Origin of the sequence: Streptomyces sp. NPDC059443, from assembly GCF_042750105.1 — a bacterium.
Taxonomy (GTDB): domain Bacteria; phylum Actinomycetota; class Actinomycetes; order Streptomycetales; family Streptomycetaceae; genus Streptomyces.
In genome coordinates, this window is the sequence record NZ_JBHYVM010000006.1 from 100,633 (window position 1) to 115,611 (window position 14,979).

Genomic DNA, 14,979 nt, shown 5'->3' on the forward strand with positions numbered 1-14,979 from the left:
CCTGTCCGGGCGCCCTCTCGCATCGGCCCGCTACCCGTACATGCCCAGCAGCTGCTCCGCCGAGAGCTCGGCCACCGACTCCGCCACCGCGCCCGGGAGCGGGAGTTCGAACCAGACCGTCTTGCCCCGGTGCGTGCGCCGGGTGCCCCAGCCGGCCGACAGCAGCCCGACGAGCTGGAGGCCGCGGCCGCCCTCGTCCGTATCGCGCGCCCGGCGCCGCCTCGGCTGCGCCAGGTTGGCGTCCCAGACCTCGCACACCAGGGTCCGGTCCAGCAGCAGGCGCAGCCGGATCTCGCCCTCGCCGTAGCGCAGGGCGTTGGTGACCAGCTCGCTCACCAGCAGCTCCGTGGTGTCGAGCAGCCCCTCCAGGCCCCACGCCGGCAGCTTCGCCCGCGCCAGTTCCCGTGCCCGGCCCACCGAACGGGCCTCGCGCGGCAGCTGCCAGTCGCCGACGGCGTCCACCGGCAGGCCCTGGACCCGGGCCATGAGCAACGCGATGTCGTCTTCCCCGTGCCGGGTGTCGAGGGTGTTCAGGACGTGGTCGCAGACCTCCTCCAGCGGTCGCGCCGGGTCCGCCAGCGCGGACCGCAGGCCCCGTAGCCCCTCTTCCAGCGGGTGGTCCCGCGATTCGACCAGGCCGTCCGTGTACAGGGCGAGCATCGCGCCCTCCGGGAGTTCGACCTCGACCTCCTCGAAGGGTTCCCCGCCCACGCCCAGCGGCAGTCCCGTCGGGATCTCCAGGAGCAGTCCGGGCCTCGGCTCGGCGCCCTCTTCGGCCGGTTCCACCAGGACGGGCGGCATGTGGCCGGCGTTCGCTATCGTGCAGCGCCGCGTCACCGGGTCGTACACCGCGTAGACGCACGTGGCGAGGTACACCTCCGAGCGGTCCGCGTCCCGCGAGTGCAGTGCGGCCCGCGAGGCCTGCTGGGAGCCGCCGGGGGCGCCGAGTCCCCGGGCGATCTCGTCCAGGGCGGTCAGCACCTCCGCCGGTTCCAGGTCCAGCAGCGCCAGGGTCCGTACCGCCGTGCGCAGTTCGCCCATGGCCACGGCCGCCCGCAGTCCCCGGCCCATGACGTCGCCGACGACCAGCGCCGTCCGGTGGCCCGGCAGCTCGATGACGTCGAACCAGTCGCCGCCGACCTCGGTCGCCGCGTTGCCGGGCAGGTAGCGGCATGCGATGTCGAGCCCGGCCGCCTCCGGGTCCCCGGGGGGCAGCAGGCTGCGCTGGAGTATCAGCGCGCGCTCGTGCTCGCGCCGGTACAGCCGCGCGTTGTCGATGCAGACGGCGGCCCGTGCGGCGAGTTCCACCGCGACCGCCCGGTCCCGTTCGCCGAAGGGCTCGCTGCCCTTCGTACGGGAGAACTGCGCGAGCCCGACCACCGTGTCGTGCGCGACGAGCGGGACGACGAGCGTGGACTGGACGAGGTCCCCCGATTCCGGACCGCCCCCTTCCACCAGCCGCGGCCGCGCCGTCCGCAGCGCGAACGCGCCCGGCGACCCGGCCGGATACCGGTGGACCTCTCCTACGGAGACCAGCGCGCCCGGACCCGACAGCGGCGCGTCCGACACCGCGGAGGCGAAGGCCACCCGCCGCAGCGGCAGCGAGGGCGCCCGGCCGGGGCCCTGGCCGGGCAGGCTGGGCACGCCCGGGCCCTGGGGCCGGGCGGGGCGGTCGTCATCGCCCAGGAGCAGCCCCTGGTAGAGGTCGACGGCGGCCAGGTCACAGAAGCCGGGGACGGCGACGTCGAGGAGTTCGCGGGCGGTGGTCTCCAGGTCGAGGGAGTTGCCGATGCGGTGCCCGGCCTCGTTGAGCAGGGCCAGGTTGCGCCGGACCCCGGCGGCCTCGCGGGCGGCGAGGTGGCGGCGGGTGACGTCGACGCCGATGCCCGCGACTCCGATGGGGCGGCCGGTGCCGCCGTGGACCCGGTAGAGGTTGATCGACCAGTGGCGGTTGTCCCGGCTGCCCGGGGCGGATCCGGCGATCTGGAGATCGGTGACCGAATCGCCGGTCTCCAGACACCTTCGAAGTGCGTCGGCCATCCGGTCGGCCTCGTGCGCGGGCAGGTAGTCGTGGACGGTGCGGCCGCGGTGTTCCTCGGCGGCGCCGCCGAAGACGGTGGCGAATCGGCGGTTGGCGCGCTGCACGGTGAGGTCCGTACCAAAGAGCAGGAAACCGAAAGGAGATTGACCGAATATCGCCTGCGAGGCCGCCAGATCGGATTCGATGCGCCGCAGCGCGCGTACGTCGACCACGACGCAGAGCGCGGCCCGCTCCGCGGATTCGGTGTGAGTGGGCATCACATAGATCTCGGCGACCCCGTGCGCCCCGTCCCCGCCCGGGATCCGGAAGGGGATCAGGCCCGTCCATTCCTTGCCGTCGAGGATCTCGGCCACCCTGCGGTGGCCGTCGGCGCGCAGCTCGGGCGGCATGAAGGCGTCCACCGGGTCGCGGCCCACGGCCTCGGCCGGGGTCAGCCCGAAGAGTTCCTCGGCGCGCAGACTCCACTGGTCGATGAGGCCGTCCGGCCCGATCGAGAACGAAGCGACCTTTATGTAGTCATATATCGAGCCAGGCGGGCTGCTGTGCCACAAGGAGTCGTGCCAGGTCTCCCTGGGCACCTCCCCGGGCACACGGGCCTGATGTGCCTGTACAGGTATCTCGCTCACGCGACCGTCCCCTCCAGCTCACCGCAACCGGACCGGCCATGACCGAAGTATTCAGCACCACGGCCCTCTACGGCACGGGCTTCGCGATCACAAAAGGATCCCGTTGTTTTCCAGCCATGCCGTGTGATCGTCGGCTGCCCTTCACCTTGTTACTCACCAGGAAGAGCCAACTCGAACCACACTGTTTTGCCCGACTTCCCGTGCCGGGTCCCCCAGCGCTGTGCCGAGACGGCCACCAGATGGAGCCCGCGCCCGCCCTCGTCGTCGGGCTGGGCGACGCGTTCCCGGGGCGGATCCGGAAGCGGATCGGAAACCTCCACGAGAAGCGCCGGACCCGAGGCCGCGCCGGCGACGGCCGGATTGCGCCGTACCAGACGGACCCCGATGGGACCGGAGGCGTAGCGGAGGGAATTGGTGACCAGCTCGCTGACCAGCAGTACGGTGACATCGCCGACGGAGTCGAGGCCCCAGTCGCGGAGGGTGCCGCGCACCGCGTGCCGGGCGGTGCGGACGGCACCTGGTTCCGCCGGGAAGGCCCACTCGGCGCATTCACCGTCTGTGTCGATCACGCCGATCACTTCCCGGGCCGGCTGGCGACCCCAGTCCGGTTCGACAGGGACAGAACCACGGGGACAAGTACGAGATAGGGATTAATACCGACATACCCGATATTCGCGGCGTCGTACCACTCGGTCCCCCACGGACCGGCGCACTGTGGCGCAGACGGCCTAGTGCGTGCGCGTCACGCGCCCCCGCGCGCTGAGCCTGCGCCCGGCCTCGGCGACCGCGGGCCGGTCCTGGTCCAGCCAGTCCACCGAGTCGAGCTCTTCGGGGCCGAGCCAGCGCAGCTCGTCGTGGTCCTCCAGCGCGACCGGCTCACCGGAGAGCAGCCGGGCGGTCCACACGTGCAGGACGAGCCCGGGCTTCAGCGGCCACTCCCCCGGGATCCGCTCCAGCGCTTCGGCCTCCACCCCGAGCTCCTCGCGCAGCTCCCGCACGAGCGCCTCGGGCACCGATTCGCCCGGCTCTGCCTTGCCCCCCGGAAGCTCCCAGCGCCCGGCGAGCTCCGGAGGCGCACTCCGGCGGGCCGCCAGCAGGCGCCCGTCACGACAAAGGGCTCCGCCCACGACCACTCGTACAGTCATGGGCGGAGCCTATGGCAGCGGCGGCGCGGGCGCCGCGTCGCTCAGTTCATCGTGGCGGTCTGGCTGGTGGTGCTGCCCTGGACGAGGCGTTCGATCCAGTAGAGCTGCTTGTGCCCTCTGTCTTCGAGGCTGTCGGCGACCTTCTGGGCCTCGGCACGGGTCGCGTACCGGCCCACCCGGTAGCGGTTGCCGTTGTCGTCCTCACGTATGACCAGCCACGGAAGCAGGGCACCGCTGTCGTTCATCGCGTTTCACCCTCCGCCGACGTACTTGCCCGGGAAACCGCATTGCGCATATGCCCGAGCTTACGCCCGACCCTTACGCAGCGGATACGGTTTTTCACGAAGAGGTACCCCGCAGGCGTACGCATCCGGCCATGCGTACGACTGTGCCGTGCGCGCCGGTTCAGACCCGGCGCAGGGCCGGCATCGGCGGGATCGCCACCCCGCCCCGGGGCCCGCTCGCGGCGGACGTCCGCGCAGGTCGCGTCGAGGTAACGGCGGAGCGGGCGGATCGGGCCCGACCGGACTTCCCCTCCGTCGCCCGCGCGGTCAACGGGCAGCGGGCGAGCGCGAGTCCGGCCGCGATGAAGGCGGAGAAGGCCTCGGCGTATGTCCCGAAAGGGCCGGAGAAGGCGAGGATCGGGGCCGCGTGACGGGCCGTCACCCTCGGGCGTTGCCCGGGGGTGACACCCCCGGGGCCCGCGTCAGGGCTGAAGTCGGCTCAGCGGACCGGCAGGTGGTACGACAGTCGGTACCGGTCGGCCGGGACGACCACGTCGGCGGTTTCGACGGCCCGGCCGGAGGCGAAGTACGTGCGCCCGATCACCAGCACCACATGGCCCGGCACCCCGCCGAGCAGCAGGTTCTCCTCCGCCAGGCCGGGCCGCGCCCCGACCTCCTCCACCACGTTGTCCACGACCACATCGATGGCCGCCATCCGATCGACGACCCCGGCGCCCCCGAGCGGCCCCTCCTCGGGCAGCATCACGGGCGAGCGGCCCGTCACGGTCAGCGGCTCCCAGGAGGTCGACAGCATCATCGTCTCCCCCGCGTCGCGGAAGACGTACCGCGTGCGCATCACCCGCTCGCCCGGCTCGATGCCGAGCCGCTTCGCGATGTCCGCCGGGGCCCCGGTCTGCTCGCTGTTCGATTCCCAGGTGCCGCGCGCGCCCGCCTCAGCCTGCTCCTGCCGGAACGGGGTGGAGGCTCCGCCCGTGCGGTAGCCGGAGCGGGCCACCCGCCGGGGTACGGGCTGCTCCCGTACGTACGTGCCGGAGCCGGACCGGCCCTCGACCAGGCCCTCCGCCATGAGGACCTTGCGCGCCTCCAGGGCCACCGTGTCGGAGACCCCGTACTCCTCGCGGATCCGGGCCTGTGAAGGGAGCCGGGCGTGCGGAGGCAGGGACCCATCGACGATCTTCCGTCGCAGATCCCCGGCGACGCGCAGATAGGCCGGCTGCTCGCCGAAAGTCACTGGCCACTCCCATCAGGTTGACAGACAGCTACACCCTGGCAACCGACGGTTGTGCACCGCAAGCAAGGGCCAGAGTTTCACCCGAAGTGATGAAGCCTGGTCACTCAAACCCGTTACCGCGCGTTACATCTCAATGCCCCGCAATACGATCATGCGGCTTCCACGGTCGGCCTCGGGCTCGGCTCGCTCGAATCGTCCGACCCACCGCCATCGGGTTCCTCCAGCCACTCCGGAACCGTCGTCGACAGCCCGTACGCCCCGCGCAGCTCCTTCTCCGGGCCGACCGGCAATTCGGCCAGCGCCCGCTCCCACGCGGCGCTGAACTGCTCCGGGTCCTTCGCCTCGGCGGCCTTCTGCCACTGCTGCCGCGCGGCCTCGACCCGCTCCTTCTGCACCCCGGCCGGCCCGGCCGTCCCCGGCTGCTCCTTCGCCTTGTCCAGCACCTTCGACTCCGCGGCCAGCGCCGTGTCCACGTCCCGCGCCCACGACCGGTACTGCTGGAACGCGTCGCGGACGTCCACCCCGGGCGAGCGGCCCAGCACCAGGTCCACCTCGTTCGCCGCGCGCAGGAAGACCACCTGCTCCAGGGTCAGCATCCAGGAGTCCTTGCGCAGGCTGCCCCGGTGCTCCTGCTCGGACGTGCCGATCACGCAGACCTCGTGCCGGTCACCGCTCTCCCAGCTCGCGCGCGAGGGGGCGAAGTAGAACATCCCGGCGTACGAGGGCAGCGCCCACGTGTCCATCGCGTACTCGTCCTGAGCGCGCCAGCAGTCCTCCGCCACCGACTGCTTCAGCTGCTCCGCGCCCGGGAACCGCGATCCGCTCAGGGACATCGAGGAGGTGACCTCCGCGTCGTGGACCTCCGTACAGGCGATCCGGTACGCGAAGGGGTCCTCGGCCAGCAGGTCCCCGGCGGGGACGTTGAAGCAGTCTCCGGTCTGGAGGTCCGCCATGTCGGTCAGCTTGCCCTCCACGTCCTCGTAGGGCTCCTGCCCGCGCACCGCGCGGACCCGGTCGTAGAGGGTGCCCGCGGTCCGGTCCACGACGAGGACCATGACCAGCGTCATCGCCACCGAAACGGCCAGACCGCAGATGGCGAGCGCCTTGCCGCGCTCGCCCTTCTTCGCGATCTGTACGAGGGCCACGATCCCGAAGACGATGCCCAGCGGCGGGAAGCAGAGCAGCCCGACGAGCAGCGAGGCGAGAGCCAGTCCGTTGAGCGCGGGCGGACCGTACCCGTAGGGGGGCGGAGGCGCGGCGGGCCATTGGGGCGGGGGCTGGGTGCTCACAGGGTGCGGGGCTCCATCAAGGCATGGCGGTGACGGCGACGGAAACGTTCGCTCGGGTGTAGCCGCGAACGAATGCGCGAATAGTAAGCGGACGGCTCGCCTGCGGAAAGGCCGACCCCCCGTCAGGTCCGTTGCCGCGTAGCATCCGTAGACCGGTGCCGCATCCGTCTCCCGGGGCGGCCGCGATCGAGCAAGGGGACTCCCTCCATGACGCACGCCCTGCCCGGCTACCTCTGCTCCGAGGACGGCACGCGCTCGGACGCGCGGACCGCGCCCTGGTGCTGCCCGGTCTGCGACGGCCCGTGGGACCTCGACTTCGCCCCCGATCCGGCCGCCCCGCTGGAACCGGCGGCCGGCCCCAACTCGCTCTGGCGGTACGGCTCCGCGCTGCCGCTGACCGGGGCGTTCGGCGTGACGCTGGCCGAGGGGAACACCCCGCTGGTGCCGCTGGCGGAGCGGGTGCACGCCAAGCTCGACTTCCTGATGCCGACGCTGTCCTTCAAGGACCGGGGCGCGGTGATGCTCGCGGAGCTCGCGCGCCGGCTGGGGCCGGAGCGGGTGGTGGCGGACAGCAGCGGGAACGCGGGGACCGCCTTCGCGGCGTACTGCGCGCGGGCCGGGCTCACGTGCGAGGTCTTCGTACCGGAGGGCACCTCGCCGAAGAAGACGGAACAGATGCGCGCGCACGGCGCGGCCGTACGGGTGGTCCCGGGCGGGCGCGAGGCGGCGGCGGAGGCCGCCCGCGCCGAGGCCGATCTCCCCGGGGTCTTCTACGCCAGCCACGTCTTCAACCCGTACTTCCTGCACGGTACGAAGACCTACGTGTACGAGGTGTGGGAGGCGCTCGGCGGCCACCTCCCCGAGGTGCTCGTGGTCCCCGTCGGCAACGGCACCCTGCTGCTCGGGGCCGCGCTGGCGGTGGAGGAGCTGGCCCGGCGCGGGGTGCGCCCGCCGGCGCTGATCGCCGTCCAGTCCGAGGCGGTGGCCCCGCTGGCCGCGGCCTTCCACGCGGGAGCCGAGGACGCCGCTCCCGTGCCCCAGCTGCCCACCCTGGCCGAGGGCATCGCCATCCCGGCCCCGCCGCGGGCCCGGCAGATCCTGGCGGCCGTCCGCAAGTCCGGCGGCACCTTCCTGACCGTCCCGGACGACCGCGTCCGCGCGGCCCAGCTCGACCTGGCCCGCCGCGGGCTCTTCGTGGAACCCACGGCCGCGGCCTGCTGGGCCGCGGTGGGCCCGACCGCCCCCGGCCACCCCCTCCAGGACCGCACCGCGGTGATCCCGCTGTGCGGGGCGGGCGCCAAGTCGGGGCTGGCGGCGGGCTGACCGGGCGGTCCGGTCCCGGCCCGGTCCCGGGAACACCCGATGTCCAGCCCCGGTAATGCTCGATGGCTGCACTGCCCACCGACATAGGCTCCCGCCATGCCCACCTCAACGGCCCGCGTCTGGACCGCCCTCGCCCTCGTCTACGTCGTTTGGGGCTCGACCTACCTCGGCATCCGGATCGTCGTCGAGACCATGCCGCCGTTCCTCTCCGCCGGCGCCCGCTTCATCGCCGCGGGAGCCCTCCTCGCCGCCCTCGTCGCCTGGCGGCACGGCCCCGCCGCCCTCAAGGTCACCCGCGCCCAGCTCGGCTCCGCCGTCCTCGTCGGACTGCTCCTCGTCCTCGGCGGCAACGGCCTCGTGGTCCTCGCGGAGACCTCGGTCCCCTCCGGCCTCGCCGCCCTGCTGGTGGCCGCCGTACCGATGTGGCTGGTCCTGCTGCGCGCCGGTTCGGGCGACCGCCCGGCGCCCCGCACCCTGGCCGGGGTGGTGCTGGGTTTCGCCGGCCTCGCCGTCCTGACCAGCCCGGGGATCGGCGGCGAGATCAAGCTCGGCGGGGTGCTCCTGGTGCTCGGGGGCTCGCTCCTGTGGTCGCTCGGCTCGTTCTCGGCGGCGAAGCTGACCCTGCCCGCCGATCCCTTCACCGGCAGCGCCTACCAGATGCTCGCGGGCGGGGCCGGCGGGATCCTCGTCGGGCTGCTGCGCGGCGAGCAGCACGGCCTCGACCCCGGCTCGTACTCCACCGCCTCCTGGCTGGCCCTCGGCTACCTCGTCCTCATCGGCTCGCTCGTCGGGTTCACCGCGTACGTCTGGCTCCTGCGGGCGGCTCCGCTCTCGCTCGTGGCCACGTACGCCTATGTGAATCCGGTGGTGGCCGTCGCCCTCGGCTGGCTCATCCTCGACGAGGCCCTGACCTGGCCGATCCTGCTCGGGGGCGCGATCGTGGTGGCCGCCGTGTGCGTGATCGTCAGCACGGAGCGGCGCAGCGGCTGAGCGGTCGGCCGGCCGGCCGCGGGCGACCCGGGCGCGGGCGACCCCGGCGCCCGCCCTGCCGTCAGCCCTTGGCCGCCCGCTCGTACAGCGCCTTCGCCCGGCCGTCGAACAGCGCCGCCGTCGAGTCCACGTCCGTGTCCCCGCCGCTCAGCACCCCGATCAGCTGCCCCGGCCGCCCCGCGCCGACGCGGTCGGCGATCCACGGGCTGCCGCTGGTCCCGGTCCAGAACCCGGAGCAGTTGATGTACAGCATGGCCGGGTCGTCCTCGTCGTGGCGGCTCTGCGTCGTGCACGCGACGGGCTTGTTCTGCGGGTTGTGCTGGGATTCCGGGTAGCCGACCACGGTCACCTCCCGGTCGTAGCCGGAGGTCCATTCGGGCTTCGCGGCCTCGTCGCGCCCGACGACGTCCTGGAGGCTGCGCCCGTCCGCGTCGGGTTCCACCGTGAGGAAGGCGAAGTCGGCGGTGTCGTCGCCCCACTTCGTCCAGCGGTCGTCCACCTGGACGGAGCGCACCTTCCACACCCCCAGCGGCTGCTTCCCGGCGCCCTCCCCGGAGAACGCGGGGGCGAAGGCGAGCTCGCCGATGGCCAGCCCGTCGTGCGCGACCTCGCCCGGCTGCCCGTCCTCGCCGGCGGGGGCCACGCAGTGCGCGGCGGTGGCGACCACGTTGCCCTTCGGGCTGTCGACGACGCTGGCCGTGCACCAGTGCTCGCCGTTGGCCATGAGCACGCCGACGGTGGGGAACGGGAGCACGTGCCGGTCCTCGTAGCCGCCCGAGGTCTTCACGAACACCACCGCGAGCACCGCGCTGATCCCCGCGACGGCCGCGATCCCCTTGACGGCGGCGACGCCCTTGACCCCGGCGATGCCCTTGGTCCCGGGGCTCATCGCCCGGAGGCGTCGTTCACGCTGGCGCCCTGGGCCTGCTGGGGGGCCTGGGCCTGCTGCGGGGCCCGCCGCGGGCTCGCTCCTGCCGTGGGCTTCGTCGCGGGCGCGTGCGTGGGCGTGGGAGCCGACATCACCTTGCTGATCCACTCCAGGGAGCCCTCCCTCATGCCGCGCACGTACGACTTTCCGTTGTGCTCACCATCCTGGATCACCTGGAGCCGGGTGTGCACGGGGCCCTTCCCGTACTCCCGCATGAACTTCTCCTCCGTCTCGCGGCCGGTCTCCTTGGTGCCGATCTGGAAGTTCACGTAGACGTCCGGACCGCCCGCCGCGATCAGCTTCGCGGCCAGCTTCTCGGGGTTGTTCTCGTCCATGGCCTGCGTGTCCCCCTTCCACAGCGGGGAGTCGGGGACGATGTCCACTCCGCTCGCGATGACCGCCTTGAAACGGTCGGGGTACTTCAGGACGTGCTTGAGTGCTCCGAAACCGCCCGACGAGGATCCCATGAAGGCCCAGCCGTCGCGGGAGGTGAAGGTGCGGAAATTGGCCTTCGTGAAATCCGGGACGTCCTCGGCCATCCAGGTGCCCATCTTGGGCTGGCCCGGGATGTCGGACCCGTCGAAGTGGTGCTTGGTGTCGGCGTTGATCACCGGCATCACGAGGATGAAGGGCAGGCTCGTACCGGCCTTCACCCCGTCGCTCACCGCCTGCTGGAGGCCGAGCCCGGGGCCGGTGCCCCAGTAGTTCTTGGGGTAGCCGCGGCCGCCGGGGAGCGAGATCAGCACCGGGAAGGCGCTGTCCGCGTACGCCGGGTCGTCGTACTCCTTCGGCACCCACACCCATACGTCACCCGTGAAACCGGACTTCTTGCCGGTCAGGGTGGTCTGGGCGATCTGGGTGCCGTCGGGCAGCCGGGAGGTGCGGACGAACTCGGCCTTCGGCCCGGTCGGCATGGACACGCCGGGCCGTACGTCGGAGGCGGAGGAGGCGGCCGTCTGCGACTTCCCGAAGGAGATGGGATCGCCTATGTCCGAGAAGAGACCGTACTTGTACGCGGCCGCCCCGCCGCCGGCGGCGAGGGTCAGCCCGAGCCCGCCGCTGATCAGGATCAGCCGCAGGCGGCGCTTGGGGCGGTGGCCCTCGCCCGTGGCGGCCGCCCCGGTCGTGACGGCCGCCATGGTCGTGGCGCCGCCGTCACCCTGCTGGTCTTGGTGCACGGATCGCTGGTCTTGGTGCACGGATTGCTTCCGTTCCTGCTCCGGCGCCCCCGGGGGAGCGCGGGTCGGACCGATTGGTCCCCCTTACATCCATAACAGAGGTATTAACGACCGGATGGGTTGCCTGGGACCGGCGGACGTGGCGGGGGCCACGTGCGGCGGGCGTACCGCGCGCCGCCCCCGACGGCCGGGGCGGACGCCCGCTCCCCCGCGCGGGTGCGTCCGATCGCGGGGCGGCCGGCCGGTCACTGCCGGTCAGCTGGTGGCGGGCTTCGGACCCTTCAACACCTTGCTGATCCACTCCAGCGAGCCTTCCTTCATGCCGCGCACGTAGTGCCAGCCGTTGTGCTCGCCGTTCTGGATGTCCCGGATGGTCATCTTGACCGGGCCCTTGCCGTACTTCTCCTGGAATTTCAGCATCGCCGGCTTGCCGGACTCCTTGGTGCCGACCTGGAAGTTGATGTAGACCTCCGGGCCGTTGGTGTCGATCAGCTTCTGGGCGAGCAGCTCGGGATTGTTCGCGTCCATCTCCGCCTGGTGGCCCTTCCAGAGCGGGGAGTCGGGAACGAGCTCACCACCGCTGGCGATCACGGCCTTGAACTTGTCCGGGTGCTGGAAGACCTGCTTCATGCCGACGAAGGCGCCGGAGGAGGAGCCCATGAAGGCCCAGCCGTCGCGGGACTTGTACGTACGGAAGTTGGCGCGGGTGAAGTCCGGGATGTCCTCGGCGATCCAGGTGCCCATCTTGGGCTGGCCGGGGATGTCGGAGCCGTCGTAGTAGTACTTCGCGTCCGGGTTGAGCACCGGCATGATCACGATGAACGGCAGGCTCGTACCGGCCTGGACGCCTTCGCTGATGGCCTTCTGGAGGCCGAGGCTGCGGTCGGACCAGTAGTTGGCCGGGTAGCCGTTGCCGCCGGGGAGCGCGATGAGGACCGGGAAGCCGCTCTTGGCGTACTTCGGGTCCTCGTACTCCTTGGGCGTCCACACCCAGACGTCGCCCTCGAAGCCGGACTTGGCGCCCGCGAGGCGGGTCTTGGCGATGATCGTGCCGTCGTCGAGCTTGGTGGTCTGCTTGAAGGTGGCCGCCGGGCCCGTCGCGAGCTGTACGTCGGGGTCGCCGCTCGGCGACGGCGAGCTCTTCGGGGCCTCGTCCGGGGTCTTCTTCTCCCCCTCCGTGCCCGCGGCGGGCGGGGTCTTGCCGAAGCTCACCGTGGAGCCGTTGCCGGAGAACCAGTCCAGCTTCCAGGCGGCGAACCCGCCGCCGCCGAGGAGGAGCGCGAAGGCCACGGCCGCGCTGATCCATATCGCGCGGCGGGAGCGCCTGCGGCGGGGCTCCTGCGGGGGTTCGTACGACTCGGGAGGCGCGGGAGGCGCGGGAGGCCCGGGTATGAGCCCGCCCGGCGGGTAGGACGGGTACGGCTGGTCATCGGTCCGCGGGCGCTGCGGGTCCTGGTGCACGAACTTGGCTCCGAACGATCATGACTGCCCCCCAGTGGGACAGAACGGACTGGGATCCCCTTAGTCCTGATGTCTGTATCCCCGCGGAAGTTCCAAAACAGCGCAAAAACATGGGCGGAAGCCCAGCCGTATGGAACCTGAACGCTCCCCGTCCCCTCAGGGCGCGGGGATCACCCCAGGGCGTCGGGATCACCCCAGGGCATCGGGATCACCTCAGGGCATCGAGCGTCTCCGCGCACCGCCCCAGCAGCCGGATCAGCAACTCCCGCTCCTCCCCGGTGAACTCGGCGGCGAGCCTGCGCTCCACCGCCACGGCCCCCGCGTCGGCCACCTCCATCACGGAGCGCCCCTCTTCGGTGAGCCGGGTCTCCAGGACGTTGCGGTGCAGTTCGTGCGGGGTCCGCTCGATGAGCCCGCGCTCCTGGAGGTTCTTCAGCACGGTGTTCATGGTCGGCGGAGTCACCCCGCACAGGCGCGCGAGCGTGGCGGCGGAGATTCCGGGCTTCTCGGAGAGCCAGAGCAGCGCGGCGTACTGCGGAACCGTTACTGCGGCCGGCTTCACCGCCGCGTTCTTGGCCCCGAGGAGCGCCTGCTCGGCGCGCTTGATGTGGGAGCCGATGCGCTCCTCGGCGGGCATGGAGGTCATTCCCCGATACTAAAGCCCTTGCATGCATTAGACCCCTAACATACATTCGCACCCACACACACAGAAGAGGACGTCCGATGACGAAGAAGCTCCTGCCCGCCTCCCTGCTGACCGCGGCGATCGCCCTGACCCTCGCCGCCGCCCCAGCGGCCCAGGCCACCCAAACCGCCACACAGACGGGGGGCCGGATCTCCACCGCGTTCACCCTCCCCGGCGCGAAGGTCTTCCCGGAGGGCATAGCCGCCGACCCCCGCACCGGCACGGTCTACGTGGGCTCGTACACGGACGGCACCATCTACCGGGCCCGCTCCGGCGAGCGCACGGCGGAGGTCTTCCTCCCCTCCGGCACCGACGGCCGGCACACCGCGAACGGACTGCGGGTGGACGGGCACGGCAGGCTCTGGGTGACCGACTCCACCTCGGGCGTCTCGGTCTACGACACCCGCTCGGGGGCCCGTCTGGCCCACTTCGAGATACCCGGAAGCGACCCGCGCTTCCTCAACGACCTGGCCGTCACCCCGGACGGCACCGCGTACCTGACCGACAGCGTCCGCGCGGTGGTCTACCGGGTCACCCCGGACCAGCTCGCCACGGGCTCCGGCCCGCTGCTGCCCGCGTACGACCTGAGCGGCCTGCTCGCCCCGTCCCCGGCGGGCAGCTTCACCCTCAACGGAATCACCGCCGACCCGTCCGGCCGCTTCCTCCTCACCGTCGACATGACGGCGGGCGACCTGTACCGCATCGACCCGCGTTCGGGGGCGATCTCCCGCGTCGCCCTCACCGGCGGCGACCTGAAGACCGCCGACGGCCTCGACCTCGCTCCCGGCGGCGTCCTGCGCGCGGCCCAGAACACGAGGAACACCCTGAGCCGCTGGCAGCTCTCGGCGGACGGCACCCGGGCCCGCCTGGTCCACACGATCACGGACCCGTCGCTCCAGATCCCGACCACGCTGGCCCAGCTCCCGGGCCGCACCCTGGTGGTCCGCTCCCAGTTCGACAAGGCCGGCGGCCCCCTCCCCGCCCCCGGCGCCGACGCCCCGACCACCTTCACCATCGCCTCGGTCCGCGCCCTCTGAGCCCCGCGGCGTCGCTGTCGGCATCGAGCATCCCTACGACATCCGTGCGCCAAGTACGGACCGGGGCACAACACCCCCTCCCGAAGGCCGCAATCGCTAGGGTTGGCTCATGACCGCACTGCCCGACTGGATGCGCCCGCCACGCGCGGAAGGCTGGTTCGCGGAGGACCTCGACCGCCTCCCGGAAGCGCCGCGCCACACCGAGCTGATCGACGGAGCCCTCGTCTTCATGATGTCGCCCCAGCGGTGGTGGCACGGCCACCTCGTCACCATGCTCACGGTCGCACTCATGGAGCAGGTGCCCGCCGACACCAGAGTCGGCCGGGAGATGACCATCAAGCTCGACCCGCGCAACCGTCCCGAACCGGACCTGTTGGTGACGACGGCCGACTTCGACGGTGACCGCACCTGGTTCGCGCCGGAGGACGTCCAGCTCGTCATCGAGGTCGTCTCCCCCGAGTCCGCCCACCGCGACCGCACCGTGAAGCTCCGCAAGTACGCGGAGGCCGGCATCCCGCACTACTGGTGCGTCGAGGACGAGGACGGGGCGCCCGTCGTCCACGTCTACGAGCTCGACCGACCCACCGGCGCCTACGCGCCCGCCGGGATCTTCCGGGGCACCCTCCAGCGCCCGGTGCCCTTCGAGATCAACCTGGACCTCGACAAGCTCACGCCGCCCAGGAGTAGCTGAGGGGTGCTGAAGGTGGACAGCAGAAGGGGGGGGGGGCGGGGTGGGGGGGGGCCCCGGGGGCCCGGGGGGTGTGTGGGGGTGGATTGGGGGGATGGTGGAGGGGGTGTGA

At 72.0% G+C, this 14,979-nt stretch carries 15 protein-coding genes; 5 read left to right on the top strand and 10 right to left on the bottom strand.

Annotated elements, in window-relative coordinates; genetic code table 11:
• Nucleotides 1-30: 30 nt before the first annotated feature.
• The 4 genes from ACFXDJ_RS07910 to ACFXDJ_RS07925 all read right to left on the bottom strand — a co-directional run bounded on the left by ACFXDJ_RS07910 (nt 31) and on the right by ACFXDJ_RS07925 (nt 4,057).
• Nucleotides 31-2,631, bottom strand: a complete 2,601-nt coding sequence (locus ACFXDJ_RS07910; protein ID WP_384848501.1) for a SpoIIE family protein phosphatase — start codon at nt 2,629-2,631, stop codon at nt 31-33.
• A 185-nt stretch (nt 2,632-2,816) separates the two neighbouring features.
• The gene (locus ACFXDJ_RS07915; RefSeq protein WP_384654402.1) at nt 2,817-3,245 is read right to left on the bottom strand and encodes an ATP-binding protein; all 429 of its coding nucleotides are present in this window, start codon (nt 3,243-3,245) and stop codon (nt 2,817-2,819) included.
• A gap of 150 nt (nt 3,246-3,395) precedes the next feature.
• Entirely contained in the window at nt 3,396-3,812 is a 417-nt protein-coding gene (locus ACFXDJ_RS07920; RefSeq protein ID WP_384654399.1) for a (deoxy)nucleoside triphosphate pyrophosphohydrolase, read from the bottom strand.
• A 41-nt stretch (nt 3,813-3,853) separates the two neighbouring features.
• Nucleotides 3,854-4,057 (bottom strand): SPOR domain-containing protein, encoded by a 204-nt coding sequence (locus ACFXDJ_RS07925; protein ID WP_384654396.1) that lies wholly within the window; start codon nt 4,055-4,057, stop codon nt 3,854-3,856.
• 131 nt (nt 4,058-4,188) lie between these two features.
• Here ACFXDJ_RS07925 and ACFXDJ_RS07930 point away from each other — a divergent pair, with 131 nt between their 5' ends.
• Nucleotides 4,189-4,467: a hypothetical protein gene (locus tag ACFXDJ_RS07930; protein WP_384654394.1), complete on the top strand. Its 279-nt coding sequence runs from the start codon at nt 4,189-4,191 to the stop codon at nt 4,465-4,467.
• Nucleotides 4,468-4,535: 68 nt separating this feature from the next.
• Here ACFXDJ_RS07930 and ACFXDJ_RS07935 read toward each other — a convergent pair whose 3' ends face one another.
• Both ACFXDJ_RS07935 and ACFXDJ_RS07940 read right to left on the bottom strand, forming a co-directional pair.
• A complete protein-coding gene (locus ACFXDJ_RS07935; protein ID WP_384654392.1) occupies nt 4,536-5,288 on the bottom strand; it encodes a GntR family transcriptional regulator in 753 nt (250 codons plus the stop codon).
• A 149-nt stretch (nt 5,289-5,437) separates the two neighbouring features.
• Nucleotides 5,438-6,577 (bottom strand): DUF4190 domain-containing protein, encoded by a 1,140-nt coding sequence (locus ACFXDJ_RS07940; RefSeq protein WP_384654389.1) that lies wholly within the window; start codon nt 6,575-6,577, stop codon nt 5,438-5,440.
• A gap of 207 nt (nt 6,578-6,784) precedes the next feature.
• Here ACFXDJ_RS07940 and ACFXDJ_RS07945 point away from each other — a divergent pair, with 207 nt between their 5' ends.
• Both ACFXDJ_RS07945 and ACFXDJ_RS07950 read left to right on the top strand, forming a co-directional pair.
• The gene (locus tag ACFXDJ_RS07945; protein ID WP_384654386.1) at nt 6,785-7,900 is read left to right on the top strand and encodes a threonine synthase; all 1,116 of its coding nucleotides are present in this window, start codon (nt 6,785-6,787) and stop codon (nt 7,898-7,900) included.
• Between the two features lie 96 nt (nt 7,901-7,996).
• Nucleotides 7,997-8,890: an EamA family transporter gene (locus ACFXDJ_RS07950; protein WP_384654383.1), complete on the top strand. Its 894-nt coding sequence runs from the start codon at nt 7,997-7,999 to the stop codon at nt 8,888-8,890.
• Nucleotides 8,891-8,951: 61 nt separating this feature from the next.
• Here the strand turns inward: ACFXDJ_RS07950 and ACFXDJ_RS07955 are convergent, their stop codons facing one another.
• The 4 genes from ACFXDJ_RS07955 to ACFXDJ_RS07970 form a co-directional block, all read right to left on the bottom strand.
• Complete coding sequence (locus ACFXDJ_RS07955; RefSeq protein ID WP_384654380.1) at nt 8,952-9,779, bottom strand: trypsin-like serine peptidase; 828 nt, start codon at nt 9,777-9,779, stop codon at nt 8,952-8,954.
• On the bottom strand, nt 9,776-10,996 hold the full coding sequence (locus ACFXDJ_RS07960; protein ID WP_384848381.1) for an alpha/beta hydrolase: 1,221 nt from the start codon (nt 10,994-10,996) through the stop codon (nt 9,776-9,778). Before ACFXDJ_RS07960 ends, ACFXDJ_RS07955 begins: the two co-directional genes overlap by 4 nt.
• 255 nt (nt 10,997-11,251) lie before the next feature.
• Complete coding sequence (locus tag ACFXDJ_RS07965) at nt 11,252-12,286, bottom strand: alpha/beta hydrolase (protein ID WP_384653657.1); 1,035 nt, start codon at nt 12,284-12,286, stop codon at nt 11,252-11,254.
• Nucleotides 12,287-12,665: 379 nt separating this feature from the next.
• The gene (locus ACFXDJ_RS07970) at nt 12,666-13,103 is read right to left on the bottom strand and encodes a MarR family winged helix-turn-helix transcriptional regulator (protein ID WP_384653655.1); all 438 of its coding nucleotides are present in this window, start codon (nt 13,101-13,103) and stop codon (nt 12,666-12,668) included.
• 77 nt (nt 13,104-13,180) lie between these two features.
• Here ACFXDJ_RS07970 and ACFXDJ_RS07975 point away from each other — a divergent pair, with 77 nt between their 5' ends.
• Both ACFXDJ_RS07975 and ACFXDJ_RS07980 read left to right on the top strand, forming a co-directional pair.
• On the top strand, nt 13,181-14,179 hold the full coding sequence (locus tag ACFXDJ_RS07975) for an SMP-30/gluconolactonase/LRE family protein (RefSeq protein ID WP_384653653.1): 999 nt from the start codon (nt 13,181-13,183) through the stop codon (nt 14,177-14,179).
• Between the two features lie 109 nt (nt 14,180-14,288).
• Nucleotides 14,289-14,870 (top strand): Uma2 family endonuclease, encoded by a 582-nt coding sequence (locus ACFXDJ_RS07980; protein ID WP_384653651.1) that lies wholly within the window; start codon nt 14,289-14,291, stop codon nt 14,868-14,870.
• Nucleotides 14,871-14,979: the final 109 nt, after the last annotated feature.